This is a genomic window from Bacillus sp. JJ722 (assembly GCF_036963345.1).
Lineage (GTDB): Bacteria > Bacillota > Bacilli > Bacillales > DSM-1321 > Bacillus_AD.
Genome location: NZ_JBALMO010000111.1, coordinates 10535 through 27721 on the forward strand (window position 1 = coordinate 10535; position 17187 = coordinate 27721).

Below are 17187 nucleotides of genomic sequence, written 5' to 3' on the forward strand. Positions count from 1 at the left end.
GAGGAGGAATAAAATGTTTCGTAAAACCATAAGTACCATTTTAGCTGTTGGTATAGTCTTATCTACAGGAACAGCATACGCAGAGCCTACTAATACTTCACCACATGAGATTACAAAAATAGCATTTGATGACACAATTAGCAAACAAATCAACGCCGAAAATATGTATCAAACCGTTGATGAATTATCAAAAGAACCGAGAGCAGCGGGAACAGAAGGAGAACTTAAAGCTGTACAATATATATCTAACAAGTTTATTAGTCTAGGTTATGATACTAGAATTCAACCATTCCCAATCTATGATACAAAAGTCAATCATGTGTCTGTAAAGGTTGATGGTAGTGTAGCAAGTGAAAAACCTAGACCGTTTACTGATAGCGTCAGCAAACTAGTGACTGCGCCACTAGTTTATGTAGGTAAAGCTAAGCCAAATGAAATAGGAGATGTAAAAGGAAAAATTGTACTTATTGAAAGAGGAGATCTTACATACGTAGAAAAGCTGAAAAACGTCATCGATAAAGGTGCAATTGGAGTAATTATGTACAATAATACTTCCCCGGGAAATAATTTTGGTAGCGTGGGTGAAGGACAGAGTATACCTTCAGTAGCAATTTCTCAAGAAGAAGGATTGAAGATTGTTGAGAAACTAAAAAACAAATCTCTTGAAGCTACAATAGATATCAATCAGGAGAAAATTGAAAAAACATCCTATAACGTAATTGCTTCCCTAAAGCCGAAAAAAGAAAATGATACAAATCAAATCGTAACAATTGGTTCACATCATGACTCCGTTCCAGGAGGAGCAGGCGCTAACGACGACGCTTCTGGTGTTTCAGCCGTGCTTGAATTAGCAAGAATTTATGCTAAAATGCCAATTGATACAGAAGTCCGCTTCATTACATTTGGTTCTGAAGAAAGAGGTTTAGTAGGTTCTTCGTATTATGCCGCTTCTCTCCCAAAAGATGAAGTTAGTCGAATGATTTCTCACTTCCAAATGGATATGATTGGTGGCCGTGATGCTGGTCCAGATAAACAAGCTGGTGGGCTAATCATGTATACAATAGACGGTAAGAAAAACCTTGTTACTGATTTAGCTGCAACATCAGCAGTAAAAATCCGTTCAGAAGTCATTCCTTATGGACAATTAGGCCGTAGCGATCATCAGCCTTTCCATGACTTAGGCATTCCTTCAGCATTGTTCATTCACTCCCCAGTTGAACCTTGGTACCACCAACCTACAGATACAATCGATAAAATCAGCAAAGATAAGTTGCAACAAGTAGCTGAAATTGTTGGGACATCCGTATATCAAATTACTCGCTTAGACACTTCAAAATTACCTAACACAAAAGTAGCTGAAGATTTAGTTGAATACCCGTTTGAAAATCGACCAGTTGATTAATAAATCGATAATTAACAGATAAGGGGCTGTCCGAAAAGTAATTTTCAATCACTTTTCGGACGCCCTTTTACGTTTTGTTATCCCTCCGAAGTAGTTTACTTGAAATAGATAAACTTGGCTGTTATGTTAGAATACCTATATTTAGTACTTTCGGTCTAGATGAGACCCATGTATCTTCTTAAAATTAAAGAATTACTTTCCCATCAATCAAACAAATATAGTAAATAGTACTTATTGGACAACCTCTCTCCACCTTCATTAAATCCTCTTCTCTACGAGTTACAAATGAAACGTTAGTCCCTCTAATTATAGCAACATTAACCGTTTTATACTGATGAATATAATCGATCAATATAATCATAGACATATACTCTTTTGGTATATTTTTTTGAATTCTTTCACATTTATAGTAAATTAACTAATTTACATAAACCATAATCATAGAAACGATTGATTTAACGACTAATATATTGGAAAATAAGTATATCAAGAAAATTCATACAAAATATTGAGGTGTACAATGAAAACAGAAAAAGAAAAAATGTTAAATGGTGAATTATACGATGCTTCAGATGCCGTCCTAGTTTCTGATAGAAAAGAAGCTAGACGATTAACTAGGCTTTACAATCAAACGACAGAAGATGACCTAGAGATTCGTTCTGAATTACTAAAGAAGCTATTCGGTTCCACAGGTAAGAGCCTCTACATGGAACCTACTGTTAAATGTGATTATGGATACAATATTCATATTGGGGAAAACTTCTACGCTAATTTCGATACTGTATTATTAGATGTTTGCGAAATTAAAATTGGTGATAATTGTTTCTTAGCACCTGGAGTACATATATATGCAGCTACCCACCCTATCGAAGCAAAACTTAGAAGTGCTGGACCAGAGTACGGTAAACCAGTGAGAATTGGTGATAATGTATGGATTGGAGGACGTTCTGTTATTAATCCGGGAGTTACAATTGGTAACAATGTAGTAGTTGCATCTGGTTCAGTCGTTGTTAAAGATGTTCCAGATAACGTAATCGTTGGTGGAAATCCAGCAAGAATCATTAGAACAATTGATGAGAACGAACCGAGCAATTAATCTCACCATGCAAAAAGCTGTTTCACAAACTAAAATGTGAAACAGCTTTTTCAAATCATCCATTCTTGTTATACAAATTCAGCCTTGCCTACCTTCTTACTCGTTAACAAACTTCCTTTTACATATGTAACTAAAGATAATGGAATCGGCAATACAACGGTATGCATTCCGAAAGCTGTTGGATAGAAACGATCGAATAATATGTAAGGACCCATTCCAACAAAGTTTGTAATCGAACTAGTCATTAGAATATTTTTCCAACTTCTTTGTAATTATTTTCAGCGTTACTTCAAAACCATTCACCCGTCCAAATGTATCGTACAATTATATAAGTTACAAGCCCATTTGTTATTATGATAATCAAGGATCGTTAGCGATGTATTATCAATATTTGTTTTTTTAAATGTTGAGGGCATTATGGTTTGCAAAGTAAGCCCTATCAATGCACCATGACTGACAACTAATATTCGCTTATTCATATATCTAATAACAGTATCTTCCAAAAAATCTCTTCCTCTTATTTGTACATTTTCATAACTCTCCATTCCAAGTTCTAGTTTTCGCCAATTAGTTCCCCATTTAGAGATGATTTCTTCTTCTGTTAATCCTTCTAATTTTCCACAGTTTATTTCACGAATTCTTTCATCAATAATTACTGACGGTATATTAAGTTTTCTGGAAATAATGATAGCTGTTTCTTTAGCTCTTATTAAGTTACTTGAGATTATTAGATCCCATTGCTCTTCAGAATAAAGTCTATTTGCGATTGCAGTAGCCTGTTTTTTCCCACTTTCATTTAGAGGAATATCCGCAATACCTTGAAACTTACCAGTATTATTCCACTCAGTAATTCCGTGTCGAATGAATCCAATCGTAGTCATTTATACATCTCCTTTTCGCACTTTAACCATGAATTTAAATGGAGTTATTCTAGATTGTTTTCTCATAGTAAATCCCTTCCTTAAGCATAACATAGACCTATTTTCACTACATTAATTTTAAAATAATTCGGATTATTAATCAAAACCACCTCTAATTAAAAAAAGCTTGCAGAGATTTTTTTACTCTCTACAAGCTTTCGTTCATTAGAAAAATAAATTTAATACGTAATACATAAGGGCAGCTATTGTAGCTGAAATCGGCAATGTAATGACCCAAGTAATAAGCATACGTTGAGCTGTACCCCACTTAACTCCTTTTAGGCGGTGAGCTGATCCAACCCCTAGAATAGAAGAAGAAATAACGTGTGTTGTACTTACCGGTAAACCGATTGTTGTTGCACCGAAGATTAAACTTGCCCCTGTTAAATCAGCAGCTACCCCATTAACTGGACGAATCTTCATAATCTTACCGCCAACTGTTTTAATGATTTTCCAACCACCAACCGATGTTCCTAGACCCATCGCTGTCGCACAGGAAACCTGTACCCAGAATGGAATATCAGTGGAGGTTACATAACCATTTGCAATTAAGGCCATTGTAATGATCCCCATTGCTTTTTGCGCATCATTCGTTCCATGTGTATAGGACTGAAGAGCGGCTGTAGCTATTTGGAAATAGCGGAAACGCTGATTGGTTTTAGACAAGTTATTATTTTTAAACACTACTTTAAAAATACTATAAACGATAAAACCAAGTGTAAATGCTAATAATGGAGACAAAATTAATGCAAGTATGATTTTTCCAAAGCCCGCGAAATTAATTGCATTAATACCTGCTGCTGCAATAGCCGCACCAGCTATACTACCAATGATTGCATGAGAAGATGAACTTGGAATACCGTAGTACCAAGTAATTAAATTCCAAGCAATGGCAGAGATAAGTGCTGCTAGAATAACAACCGAACCATTTTCTAATGTAAACGGGTCAACTATACCTTGTGTAATTGTTTTAGCAACCCCTGTGAATGTCATGGCTCCAACAAAGTTCATCACCGCAGCCAAAATGATAGCATGTCTAGGTTTTAAAGCCTTTGTTGATACAGCTGTTGCAATTGCATTAGCTGTATCATGGAAGCCGTTAATAAAATCAAATGCGAGAGCTCCTATAACAATAAGGATGGTGAGTAAAAATAAAGTATCCATTTAAGCTTAGCTCCTTACGCATTCTTCATGATAATTGTTTCAAGCGTATTAGCAACAGCTTGACAGTAATCAGCGATTTCTTCTAAGTCTTCATAAATTTCTTTATATTGAATGATACGAATTGGGTCTTTCTCAACAGCAAATAAATTTTTAATACTCTGTCTGTGAATTCCATCACAATTTGTTTCATACTCTTTGATTTTAATCGCATGATCACGTATTTGTATAAGCTTCTTCGATTCTAATAAATTTACCGCACGCTCAATTTCATATGTAGCGTTACGGATATTTTCCGATAACTTAATCATATAATCATCCGCATCAACAATTGAGTACATTTCAAAAAGTGCCGCACAATGCTCTAATCCATCTAATACATCATCCATACTCATTGCAAGATGAAGGATATCTTCACGTTCAATAGGTGTAATGAATGCATTATTTAACTCACGAATCACTTCATGAACAAAACCATCACCTTTGTGTTCATATTCTTTCATTGATTCTGTGAATGTTTTTAAATCACTTACATTACGTAATTTATAATCACAGAAGTAATCTGCTGCCTGCTTTAAATTTTCCGAAATATTAAACAGCATCGTGCTAAACTTATCTTTTTTTGATTTAAAAACCATTTACATTCCCTCTCAATCTTAATACAAAATAAATCCTCTAATATTATTAGCATTTATACGGACTTTACAAGTCTACTCCCAATTTACGAAATAATACAGACTTAAACTTAAAAATTTACAAAAAATTAATATTTATTGTGTTGATTTTTTAACAATATTAGAATAATGTTCCATACTATCTTTATTTTAAAAGCAAAAAGCTACCTGAAAATATATCTTTCAAATAGCTTTCGTTTAATTATATAAAAATAGCCATATTGAATGATCAGTTGACATTCAATACAGCTTTTGATAGTTAGTCGAAGAAATCTTTTAAATTGATTGTGGTTGTTTTTGCTCATTCAAGGCACTACTAGCAAGTTGTTCAATAATAATATCTTCCTGTGGTGGATTAAAAAGTCCACACTGTACATCACGAAATAGTCGTTCAAGCTTTTGTCCACGCGACAAGCTGCGACCACCTACGATTTTCATTGCTAATTGAGTTATTTTGATCGCATTGCCACAAATAATATGTTTTACAAGGCTTACATCATTAGAAAGATTCTCCCGCAGTGTAATATCACGTTCGAAGCGATCAGCTAGCGAGTAAAGTAAACTACGAGAAGAATGATAAAGCACTTCAATTTCACCTATTTTTTGTCTCACGTGACTTGCTTGCGATATATAGTTTTGTAAACTATGTGAGTATGTTGTTTTCGCAAAATTGACGGCGATATCTCGCGCCGCTCCGGCAATACCTAAATAAACAGCAGGAATTTCTAATGAATAAATACGACCATCCGCTAAGAAACGACTTGGCTTATTTGGATCATGTCTAGTTAATAATGCATTTTCCGGTACAAACGCCTCTTTCATATCGATATCATGACTTCCTGTAGAACGCATTCCTAGTGTATTCCACGTTTCAATAACATCCACACCTTCATTCTTTGTTACGAGAAATTCAGCATTTACATCTTCATCCTCTACATAAGCAATGATTGTAAAATGATTAAGAATCGGGGCCAACGAAGCATACGATTTACGTCCAGTAATAAGATATCCGCCCTCCGTGCGTCTTGCAACTGTCGTCGGTTTACCTCCACGCACTAAATTTCCTACATTTCTTTCCGTATTAATAATATTAATAAGTTCGCCATTCTCTACTGCATCTCTACACAATTGGGCAAAGACATCTTCCGGCCAGGGGCGTGCTTCGCGCACATTTAAAAATGTGAGTAAGTGCCATCCAACCGAAAGGGCCGTTGAACCATCACCTCGTGCTAACCGCTCTTGAACAAGCAGTAGTTCATAAAGTGAAATTTCATCACCACCGTATTGTTTTGGTATCGTTAATTTGAAATAGCCTTGTTGCTTTAAAAATTCAAAGCTTTCAAACGGAAACTGCCCTGTTTCATCATAGTAGCCTGCTTTATCTTCTATCTCAGTGGCTAAGCGATCTGCATAAGCAACGAGCTCTGCTTCTCGCTCATTTCTTACAAATAATTCATCGCTAAATCGAGCCATATTCTCTCCCTCTCTCTTAAGCTTTCATACCCTTTTTCACAAAACGATTTACAGGTTTATTTAATCCAAGATGATCACGCAACGTATCACCTTCATAATCCAATCTGAAAATACCTCTTCCTTGTAAAATCGGTACAACTAAACGAACAAAATCATCTAAATCACCTGGTAATAGTGGGAATTGAATCATGAATCCATCACAGCCCTTTTCTTCAAACCACTTCTGCATTTCATTTGCTACTTCTATCGCCGTTCCGATAAAACCATCCTCTCGGCCAGGACCGAAAAATCTAGCATATAATTCACCAATTTTTAAGTCTTCCTTATCAATAATGCTTTTCATTTCATTGAAGTAACTTTGGATACTATTTACAGCTGGGAATTCAACTTCTTTAGCTGGTGTATCAAGCGGATACTTAGAAAAGTCTACATTTCCCATATAACCAGAAACAAATTTCAAACTTTCATAAGGGTCGATTAACTTTTGAAGGGCATGAAACTTTTTAAGTGCAATTTCTCTCGTTTCTCCAACAATTGGAGAAATACCATGAAGAATGTGTAGCTCATCTTCACTTCTTCCATAGTCCTTCAATCGCGCTTTAAAATTTTTATAATACGTTTTCGCTGTCTCAAGATTATCCCAATGCACAAATACCGCTTCCGCTGTTCTTGCCGCTAATCTTTGGCCAGGTTCTGAAGCACCCGCTTGAATAATGACTGGCTGTCCTTGCTTCGAACGAGCAATATTCAATGGACCTTTCACATTGAAATAGCTACCTTTATAATTGATTTCATGTAGCTTCTCAGGATTAAAGAATTCACCAGATTCTTTATCATAAACGAACGCATTATCTTCCCATGAATCCCATAGCCCTTGCACAACATCAATAAATTCTTCCGCACGCTCATAACGATGATCATGCTCCCAATGCTGCTCCCGACTAAAATTTTTCGCTGTTTCCCCTGTCGCATCCGCTGTCGTTACTAAGTTCCATCCAGCTCGACCTCCACTTATATGATCAACCGAAGCAAATTGTCTTGCTAACACGAAAGGTTCACTGTACGTCGTAGAGGCTGTTGCAGCAATTCCTATTTTTTCAGTAGCACTTGCTAATGCTGTAATAAGAACGATTGGGTCGAAACGATTAAGAATATGTGGATGTGATTCTTTATTGATTGCTAAACTATCTGCAATAAAAGCAATATCAAACTTTCCTTTCTCCGCTATTTGTGCTAGCTTTTGCAAAGCCTTCACATCAATGCTGGCATCTGGTTTAGAATCAGGATGACGCCATGCTGTTACATGCATACCAGAACCTATTAAATAAGCAGCCAACTTGATTTGTCTCTCCTTCGTCATTAGTTCTCCTCATTTCATTATTTGTTATAAGCCTCTTTATACGTACGTAACTCTTCAAGTGATAGAACAGTCGGAATGTAGTTTCCTTTAAATGTTTTTTCAATAAAAGCCGCTGTTTCCTTCGATTGATAGATTTCCACTAACTTCTTCAAGCCTTGGTTATTTCGATCTTCCTTTCTAGCTGCAATAATATTGATGAATGGCTTTGCCGTCTTGCACTCATGAATAACCGCATCTTTCAAACCAAGTCCCGCTTCAACAGCAATACCATTATTAATAACAGAACCTGCCACATCATCCATTACACGTGGCGTACTAGCGGAATCAGTGGGAACTATTTTGATATTATTTGGATTTTCCTTAATTTTATCTTCGCCACCATTTCCATCGAAACCATCAACAACAGTAATTAACCCAGCTTCTTCTAATAGTAATAAAGCCCGTCCCCAGTTTGATGCATCATTTGGTACAGCGATTTGTGCGCCTTCTGGAAACTCTTCTACCTTCTTATATTTGTTCGAATACAATCCGAGAGGTGCCATAATGGTCGTACCAATTGGAACAAAATCCGCTCCGCTCATCTCATTAAATTGATCTAAATAAGCAATATGTTGAAACGCATTTGCATCAATGTCTCCTGCCATTAATGATTCATTTGGATTATAAGCTGAAGAATAATTTACAACTTCAATCTTTAAGCCTTCTTTATCAGCTAGTTCTTTAACAAATTCCCATGTCTTTCCGCTGAGCGAACTCCCACTTTAATAACCTTATCCTTTTCCGTACCATTCGTGTCTTTACTAGAACAGCCCGTTACAATAATTGCAAATAACAATAAGAGTGGTATTAACAATTTTTTCATTGTACGTCTCCTTTGATTGCTTTTTATGATATCGGCTCTTCCTTCTTAACATTCTTATAGTAATCAGCGCTCACTATTTTCCGTAATACGTACACTGTATCATTCTCTAATTCGATTAACTCCACCTTTTTATAACCTCGTCTTTCATACATCGGTATCAACCAAGGATGATGAATGGATGTTGCAAGTGTTAATTCAGGTGCTTTCAACGTATCTCTCACAATCGTTTCTTCTATATAAGTAAGTAAACGATTCCCTACACCTTGCTTCTTAAAAGCAGGATCTACCGCAAACCACCAAACATATGGATATTGAGCATCGTTCCGCCAGTGGCCCCAAGGATATATTAATGTGATAGTTGCAATTAAACGCCCATCGTCTTCTGCGACATAGGTTGCATGTTTATAAATATTTTCCTTCATCATATCAATTGTGGCTGTAGCTGCTGGAAACGGTAATCTCATCTCTCGAATAGGTTCATATGCTCGGTGTGTCACATCTAATACAGCCTCTGCATCTTTAAGTGTTGCAATTCGATATTGTTCCGTCATTCTTCAAACTCCTTACACTCTTCTAAGTTTTCGTTCTAACATATTTCCTATCGATTGAATTCCCTGTACAACTACAACAAGAATCACAACTGTCACAACGATGGTTATTGTCGAGAAACGTTGATACCCATAAGTAATCGCTAAGTCACCAAGACCGCCACCACCAATAGCGCCAGCCATTGCCGTAGCACCAATTAAACCAATCGTAGCTGTCGTTACACTCAATATAAGTGATGGAAAAGCTTCTGGGATTAAGAATTTGAAAATGATTTGTAAAGGTGTAGCCCCCATCGCTTTAGCTGCTTCAATAATTCCTTCATCTACCTCAAGCAGTGAGTTCTCCACTAATCGCGACATATATGGTCCTATATGAAGAACAAGCGGAACTATAGCAGCTGTTGTTCCAATTGATGTTCCTACAATCAATCTTGTAAAAGGAATAATTGCTACTAACAAGATAATGAAAGGAATTGAACGAAAAGTATTAACGATTGGATTCACAATCGAAAATACAATGCGATTCTCTAATATATGTCCTTTTCTCGTTACAACTAGTGTTACACCTAGCAAGATTCCAATAATCGCCCCAAAGAAAAGGGAAACACTAACCATGTACAACGTTTCCCACAATGCCTCCAAAATCAGTTCGTTGCTTACTTCCATCTCCCGTTACCCCCTTATTAGTTACTTCATTAATCGTGACATTTTTCGTTGCAATATATTGATGTGCTCTTTCTATTTCTCTATCGCTACCGCTGATTTCAACAATTAAATTGCCGAATGGAATACCTTGTAATTCAGTTATATTTCCAAATAGAATATTGATTTCTACATCAAATTCTTTTGCAGTGCTCGAAACAATCGGTTGACTTGAGCTCACACCTAAGAAATCAATTTTATATATTCGACTTTGCCGCTTAGTATCCCCCAATAAGTGAATGACACTGTCTGGCACTTCATCTCTAATGACCGAATGAACAAAGTTGCGAGCCGTATTTGTTTGCGGATTTGAGAACATATTAAACACGCTACCTGACTCAATTATTCGACCATCTTCCATCACCGCAACTCGGTTACAAATTTGCTTAATAACCTCCATCTCGTGAGTAATAATTAAAATGGTAATTTTATATTCTTCATTTACTCGCTTCAGCAATTCCAATATCGACTTCGTTGTTTGTGGATCAAGAGCTGATGTTGCCTCATCACACAAAAGAATGGACGGATTCGTGACCAAGGCACGAGCTATTCCGACACGTTGTTTTTGCCCTCCAGAAAGCTGATCTGGATAACTGTTCGCTTTATCTTCTAATCCAACGAAACGAAGCAATTGATTAACGCGATTTTCGATTTCGATTTGCTTCGTCTTACTAAGCCGAAGTGGCATCGCTACGTTTTCAAATACGGTTTTCGAATTGAGCAAATTGAAGTGCTGAAATATCATACCGATCTTCTTCTTTGCTTCGCGCAGATGCTTATCAGATAGCTTCGTTAAATTTCGTCCTTCAATTAACACTTCTCCAGCTGTCGGATATTCTAGTAAATTTACCGTTCGAATTAACGTACTTTTTCCTGCTCCACTAAAACCAATTACCCCAAATATATCTCCTTGTTCTATCGTTAATCGAATACCTTTCAACGCTTCAACTTCTTTACCAGCACTCTTAAATATTTTCGAAATATTCTGAAATTCAATCATATTACTCCCCCTACGCTCTATTATTTTTCATTAAAAAGCAGATGCGACAGCTCCTTCATACGTCTCTTCAATAAACTGCTTCACTTCTGGTGTTGTTAAGGCATTTGCAAGCTTTTGAATACTTTCATCACCTTTATTATCCGGACTAGCTACCAATATATTGACATATGGAGAATCCTTTCCCTCAATGATTAAAGCATCCTTTAAAGGTTGAAATCCACCTTCTAACGCATAGTTCGTATTAATGGCTGAAGCTTCAACATCATCTAACGAACGAACAAGAACCGCTCCTTCTACCGGAATAAATTCTAATTTTTTATCATTCTTCGTAATATCTTCTACTGTGTAGTCTGATTTTGAATCTTTTAGATCAATTATGCCGTTCGCTGCAAATAGCTGTAATGCTCTTGAGAAATTAACTGGATCTTTCGGCACAGAAATCTTCGCTCCAATAGAAAGATCTTTAATGTTCTTAATTTTTTTTGAATAGACGCCGAAAGGTTCGATGTGTACACCCGTAACACTTACTAAATTTTGTTTGCTATCTTTATTCCATTGATCAAGATACGGAGTATGTTGAAAGAAATTAGCATCTAGCTCTTTCTCTGCCGTTAATTGATTCGTTTGAATACTATCCTGTGTAATCGTGACATCTAACTTAACACCTTCTTGTTCTAACTTTGGTGCAATGAATTCTAAAATTTCTGCATGTGGTGTTGATGAAGCACTAATCTTTAATGTAACTTCTTTTGTTTCATTACCCTTCTGATCTTTACTGTCAGAAGCGACATCTTCTGCTTTTCCACAACCAGCAAGCACCACAATCGTTAAAGCTAATAGAGCCCCTAAGATCCAATTACTTTTTTTCATTTCTTCCACTCCTTATCATATACAATTTTTATTCGATAATTCCTATTTAAATACTTGGTTTTTAGTTTAAAAAAATATATGCTATTCAAAACTAAAATATTATTTCCATTAATTGAAATTTTTATCTACTTTACTCTCTATATAGCTATGAGTCAATATATTTTGAAAAATATTTTTGGTGATTCATCTTTTCAAAAACAGACAGAAGTTTTCTTCATATAAATCAAACTGATTAAAACATTGCTCAAATGTTAATTTCATCTAATCTCTCTCACTCCATTATTGTATCTAGTAAAACGAAAGAAGATGACTTGAATTATTCGTCTGCAACGAAGTATTCTAGTCATCTTCTTGTTATCTATTATTCTATAGGTCAAAACTAGTGGTCGAATCTAGCATTTGACAAATAAATCAAACTAGTTGCCTAGCGTGCATTCATACCATTAAAAATCGCTGCAGAGAAATCCGCTCTTGAAGCTGATTGGAATGGTAGATATTTATCTGTTTTAAAGCCCTTCGTTGTGTCAATTTCATACATAATCGTTATTGCTTCAAAGAATGTATTATTTGGTCCTACATCACTATAAACCGGATCAGAATTTGAACTTGAGATATTCGGTTGCTTTAAGTTAAATGCATTTTTTACAATAGCAGCCATTTGCGCTCTTGTCATAATGTCGTTTGGACGGAAAGTTCCATCTGGAAAACCATTAATAATACCTAATTCTTTAATTGCTGCAATCTCTTTGGCAAAAGTATGATTTGATGATACATCTTGGAATGATACATCAGTTGTTGCCGTATGTTTTAATACACGATTAATAATCGCCGCTGCTTGCCCTCTTGTTACATTATCATTTGGGCGGAAAGTTCCATCTTGATATCCTGATATTACACCTTGTGATGTTAAAGTATTAATAGCATCATAAGCAAAATGATCTGTACCTAAATCAGGGAACTTAGAAGAACTCTGAGAGCCATCAGTATTTAGTACACGCTTTGCACCAGTGTACTTCGGCTTCCAATATGTATTATCTAAACTTGCTACTACAACACCGCTATTCGTCGCAGAAATAAAGTTATTATCTCCTACGTATATACCAGCATGTGATATACCAGGCTTATATGTATTAGAGAAAAACACTAAGTCTCCCACTTGTAAATCCTTTTTATCAACACTTACTCCAGCTTTGTTGTATTGATCTTCAGATGTTCGAGGAAGTGATATCCCAACCTGGTTAAACACATAAATTAAATAACCCGAGCAGTCAAACCCATCTGGTGTTGTCCCACCAAACTTATAAGGTACACCTAAATACTTGTTCGCTATATTCACAACATCTTTACCCGTATATGTTGCTGCTTGTCCATTAGCAGGAATAAGCGAAAAAGCTAGAATTACTGCCATTAATAGAGCTAAAAATTTTTTCAATAAAGTCCACCTACCTTAACAACATAAAATTTTGAGTATTTTTTACTTTTCAGATTATAACTCTATTCTAACAAAACCTACTAAATACTAATATTACGATTCTATTACAAAAACAGGTCATCTCTTCTATTTTTATCCTATTTTTCATTCAACAAATGATAGAAATAGTTATTTTACAGCCCTATCCACCATCAGAAAATACTGGATTTATAGAAAAAATAGAACTATGCCCTACTTGCCTACAAAATAAAACTGTCTCATGTAATATTTCTATATTACGTGAGACAGTTTTTTATTATATCTTTAATCTATTAAATTACTTTTCTCTGATCGTTTGTATTTGTTTGCTCATTCTTACGGATAAACAAGAAATATGAAATAACAGTACAAATAGCAAGACCTGACGTTAAGATGAATTGCATACGCATTGATTCAATGAATGCTTGTGCGATGAAAATTCCTCCTATCACAATAATTGTTGCATATGATAAAAATGGGAATAACCACATCTTAACTTTAAGTGCTTCCGGATTTGTTTTCTCCATTCTTCTACGTAAACGAATTTGTGAAACAGCAACAATAATATACATAAGAAGTGATACGCCACCTGAAGCATTTGCTAGGAAACTAAATACACCATTAGGTGAAATGAACTTGAACATAGTAAAGATGTAAGCCACGATTACGCTTAATACTAATGCAGGAATTGGAGCACCTCTTCGATTTACTTTTGTTAAAATTTTAGGAGCCTGACCTTTTAATGAAAGTGAATAGACCATGCGGGAAGCTGTATATAATCCTGAATTTAATACTGACATCAAGGAAATGAATACTACTAAATTCATTACTGTACCAGCTGCCGGTAAACCTGCAATATCGAATACACTTGCATATGGAGTTGCCAGAAGCTTCTTATCATCTTGAGGAATAACCATTACTAAGATTGCTACTGAACCAACAAAGAATAGTAGAAGACGCCACACTACAGCGTTAATTGCTCTAATAATATTTTTCTCTGGGTTTTCAGACTCACCCGCTGCAATTGCTGCAACTTCACTACCTGAAAGGGAAAATGTAATAAAGATTACACTTAATAGCACGGGGAAAAATCCTTGTGAGAAGAATCCACCATTTTCAGTAATGACTGAAAAACCTTGTGACTCATACCCAGGTATAAAGCCCATAATCATTGCCACACCAACACATAAAAATGCAATAATTGCTACTACTTTAATAGTTGCAAGCCAATATTCGAATTCACCGTACGCTTTAACCGAGAAAACATTCGTCGACATCAATAGTATTGGAAATACAAGACTAGCCACCCAAACAGGAATTGATGGAAACCACATATTTACCATTTCACCTAATAACACTGCCTCAATCGCCACAATTATTACCCAGTTAAACCAGTATAGCCAACCAATCATATAGCCAGCCCAAGGACCAATTGCGTTATTTGCATAAGTAGAGAACGATCCGCTATCTGGGTTGACAACTGCCATTTCACCAAGCATACGCATCACAAGAACTACGATTAATCCGGCAAGTAAGTATGAAAGAAGTGCTGCTGGCCCAGTTTGTAAAATGATATTACCGCTACCTACAAAGAGCCCCGCTCCAATTACTCCGCCAATCGAAATCATTGTGACATGCCTTGTTTTCAGATTCTTTTTTAATTCTGTATTTTGAATTGCCAAATCTATCACCTTCCTAATTGTTTTCTTAGTTATATCCGATTCCTATTTCCTCTTGTTATCCCCTTTTTTCTTTTTCTTACATATAAAACATTTGCAAGAATCGTGCCAAAATTCAAATACCTAAATTATGATAAATTTCTGTAAATTTTAACTATTCCGATTCATTTGTGATTCAATCATAAAGAAAAACTGAACCAAAAATGAATTAAGTTATTCATTTTTGGTTCAGTTTTATATTATATTTTAGACATTTTCTACTTACTGTGCTTTGACTTGTTTGTAAATATTTCGCTACTTTTCTTGTTGAACCTAGCTTTTCCATGTAATATTCCAGTATTTCCTTCTCTACCATATCAAGTCTTTCATCTAAACTAAGCTTAGAACTAGTTAGCACCTCTAAGTATTTCTCACTATGTAATAATTGTTCAGTTTCGTTTTGTTGTGCAGATCGCTTCTCATTAACTGGCGGCGTACTTAATTCACGATCTATAACAGTATCATTGGTAGTTACAACTAATCTTTCTAGCGTGTTTTCCAGCTCACGAATATTGCCTGGCCAATCGTGAGTGATCAACTCTTCAAGCAGTTTTGGAGATAAAATTTTCATAGAATTATATTTGATGTTAATGCGATCAAGTAATGAGAAAATCAACTCAATTAACTCATCGCGTCTTTCTCTAAGAGGTGGTATTTTGATTGGAATAATTGATATGTGAATATAGAGCTCTTTATGAAACTTTCCTTGGTCAACAAGTTCCTTTAAGCTCTTACTAGTAGCAGCAATAATACGAGTGTTTATTTTTCTTGCTTTATCGCTGCCAATTTCCTTAAATGATTTGCTTTCAATAACTTGCAGTAGCTTTGTTTGTAAATCAAGTGATAGCTCACCGATTTCATCAAGAAACAATGTCCCATTATCTGCTGCTTCAAGCAGACCTTGTCTTCCTAATGATAGTGCACCCGAAAAAGATCCTGCTTCATAACCAAATAATTCTGACTCAAATAAGCTTGATGGAATTGAATCACAGCTTATTTCGATGAAATCACCTTGTGAACGATTGCTTCTTTCGTGAATCCACTTTGCAATCTCTGTCTTACCAACACCCGATTCACCAAGTAAAAGCACGGTTGAATCAATTCTTGAAACACGCATTAGCAATTCAAGTATTTGAATCATCACAGGATTTTTAGCGATAATTTTCTTACCATACAGTGTTTGGTCACTACTTATATCCGCATTTTGCTTATTATAATTCTCAATGACCTGCTCCATTTCCTTCACCTTATCTTTTAAAGAAAACAAATTAGTGATATCAATCGCATTAGAAATGACAAGTGTTATTTCACCTGCTCCATTAAATACTGGGGTAGATGTTAAATGAAGTTTTTTACCACTAACCGTTGTTTGTATGAGCGTAACGGGTTGTTTTTCTTCCAATACTTTCAATGTGGCAGATGGCATAAAAATCCCTTCATTCACTAGATCCCTTACATTTCTTCCTATTAAATCTTCCGGTTTCAACCCAATATTATCCGCACATATCGGGTTTACTTTCACACAGGTTCCGTGTGCATCCGTTATAAATATCTCATAGAGAGAAAGGTCGAATATTTCTTCTAATTCTGCTATTTTCTTTTGTAATTCGTCAGTACTATTAATTACATTCATATAAGCACGTACACCCCTCTCACCATACTAGATAAACTAATTGATTACTGACCACTTACAGATATACTTCTAATGTTTGTAAATAAGAAGTACATAATCTCCTTATGATAACCCACTTCTTATAAAGCATTATTCAAACGTTTTAAGCATGTTTCAGTTCTGAATCGGCAGCTTTAACTTTCTGTTTTTTTTACGAATAAACAGGAACTTTTTTATTCCCACACATATTTAATATGCAAGATTCATTCCAATCTAAAAAATATTAATTTTCCGTTAATTATTAATGCTTTTTATTCAAATTGATTCAATCTTAATTCT

Annotated in this window: 16 protein-coding genes and 1 pseudogene; 2 read left to right on the forward strand and 15 right to left on the reverse strand. The window is 35.5% G+C overall.

Features of this window, described 5'->3' with window-relative positions; all coding sequences use genetic code 11:
* Positions 1 to 13 precede the first annotated feature (13 nt).
* Positions 14 to 1402 (forward strand): M28 family peptidase, encoded by a 1389-nt coding sequence (locus V7014_RS14705; RefSeq protein ID WP_335508191.1) that lies wholly within the window; start codon positions 14 to 16, stop codon positions 1400 to 1402.
* A 184-nt stretch (positions 1403 to 1586) separates the two neighbouring features.
* Here V7014_RS14705 and V7014_RS14710 read toward each other — a convergent pair whose 3' ends face one another.
* Complete coding sequence (locus V7014_RS14710; protein ID WP_335508192.1) at positions 1587 to 1763, reverse strand: hypothetical protein; 177 nt, start codon at positions 1761 to 1763, stop codon at positions 1587 to 1589.
* A 159-nt stretch (positions 1764 to 1922) separates the two neighbouring features.
* On the opposite strand from V7014_RS14710, the gene V7014_RS14715 reads away from it, so the two are divergent.
* The gene (locus V7014_RS14715; RefSeq protein WP_335508193.1) at positions 1923 to 2498 is read left to right on the forward strand and encodes a maltose acetyltransferase domain-containing protein; all 576 of its coding nucleotides are present in this window, start codon (positions 1923 to 1925) and stop codon (positions 2496 to 2498) included.
* 68 nt (positions 2499 to 2566) lie between these two features.
* On the opposite strand, the gene V7014_RS14720 is transcribed toward V7014_RS14715, so the two are convergent.
* From V7014_RS14720 to V7014_RS14785, 14 genes and pseudogenes are all read right to left on the reverse strand, one after another.
* Positions 2567 to 2743 carry a hypothetical protein gene (locus V7014_RS14720; protein ID WP_335508194.1) on the reverse strand — a complete coding sequence of 59 codons (177 nt, stop codon included), beginning with the start codon at positions 2741 to 2743 and terminating at the stop codon, positions 2567 to 2569.
* A gap of 54 nt (positions 2744 to 2797) precedes the next feature.
* On the reverse strand, positions 2798 to 3379 hold the full coding sequence (locus V7014_RS14725) for a histidine phosphatase family protein (RefSeq protein WP_335508195.1): 582 nt from the start codon (positions 3377 to 3379) through the stop codon (positions 2798 to 2800).
* Positions 3380 to 3583: 204 nt separating this feature from the next.
* Positions 3584 to 4582 (reverse strand): inorganic phosphate transporter, encoded by a 999-nt coding sequence (locus V7014_RS14730; protein WP_335508196.1) that lies wholly within the window; start codon positions 4580 to 4582, stop codon positions 3584 to 3586.
* A 14-nt stretch (positions 4583 to 4596) separates the two neighbouring features.
* The gene (locus V7014_RS14735; protein ID WP_335508197.1) at positions 4597 to 5217 is read right to left on the reverse strand and encodes a DUF47 domain-containing protein; all 621 of its coding nucleotides are present in this window, start codon (positions 5215 to 5217) and stop codon (positions 4597 to 4599) included.
* 312 nt (positions 5218 to 5529) lie between these two features.
* A complete protein-coding gene (locus V7014_RS14740) occupies positions 5530 to 6726 on the reverse strand; it encodes an acyl-CoA dehydrogenase family protein (protein ID WP_335508198.1) in 1197 nt (398 codons plus the stop codon).
* A gap of 16 nt (positions 6727 to 6742) precedes the next feature.
* The gene (locus tag V7014_RS14745; RefSeq protein ID WP_335508199.1) at positions 6743 to 8086 is read right to left on the reverse strand and encodes an LLM class flavin-dependent oxidoreductase; all 1344 of its coding nucleotides are present in this window, start codon (positions 8084 to 8086) and stop codon (positions 6743 to 6745) included.
* A 17-nt stretch (positions 8087 to 8103) separates the two neighbouring features.
* Positions 8104 to 8948, reverse strand: a pseudogene (locus V7014_RS14750) (MetQ/NlpA family ABC transporter substrate-binding protein).
* Between the two features lie 23 nt (positions 8949 to 8971).
* Positions 8972 to 9499 carry a GNAT family N-acetyltransferase gene (locus V7014_RS14755; protein ID WP_335508200.1) on the reverse strand — a complete coding sequence of 176 codons (528 nt, stop codon included), beginning with the start codon at positions 9497 to 9499 and terminating at the stop codon, positions 8972 to 8974.
* 12 nt (positions 9500 to 9511) lie between these two features.
* Positions 9512 to 10162: a methionine ABC transporter permease gene (locus tag V7014_RS14760; protein ID WP_335508201.1), complete on the reverse strand. Its 651-nt coding sequence runs from the start codon at positions 10160 to 10162 to the stop codon at positions 9512 to 9514.
* Positions 10104 to 11198 (reverse strand): methionine ABC transporter ATP-binding protein, encoded by a 1095-nt coding sequence (locus tag V7014_RS14765; RefSeq protein ID WP_335508202.1) that lies wholly within the window; start codon positions 11196 to 11198, stop codon positions 10104 to 10106. The genes V7014_RS14760 and V7014_RS14765 overlap by 59 nt, the downstream gene beginning before the upstream one ends.
* Positions 11199 to 11228: 30 nt before the next feature.
* Entirely contained in the window at positions 11229 to 12068 is an 840-nt protein-coding gene (locus tag V7014_RS14770) for a MetQ/NlpA family ABC transporter substrate-binding protein (RefSeq protein ID WP_335508203.1), read from the reverse strand.
* 424 nt (positions 12069 to 12492) lie between these two features.
* Positions 12493 to 13500, reverse strand: coding sequence for a C40 family peptidase (locus V7014_RS14775; RefSeq protein WP_335508204.1), 1008 nt, complete (start codon positions 13498 to 13500; stop codon positions 12493 to 12495).
* Between the two features lie 311 nt (positions 13501 to 13811).
* Positions 13812 to 15200, reverse strand: a complete 1389-nt coding sequence (locus V7014_RS14780; protein ID WP_438824921.1) for an amino acid permease — start codon at positions 15198 to 15200, stop codon at positions 13812 to 13814.
* A gap of 214 nt (positions 15201 to 15414) precedes the next feature.
* A complete protein-coding gene (locus V7014_RS14785; RefSeq protein WP_335508206.1) occupies positions 15415 to 16869 on the reverse strand; it encodes a sigma-54 interaction domain-containing protein in 1455 nt (484 codons plus the stop codon).
* Positions 16870 to 17187: the final 318 nt, after the last annotated feature.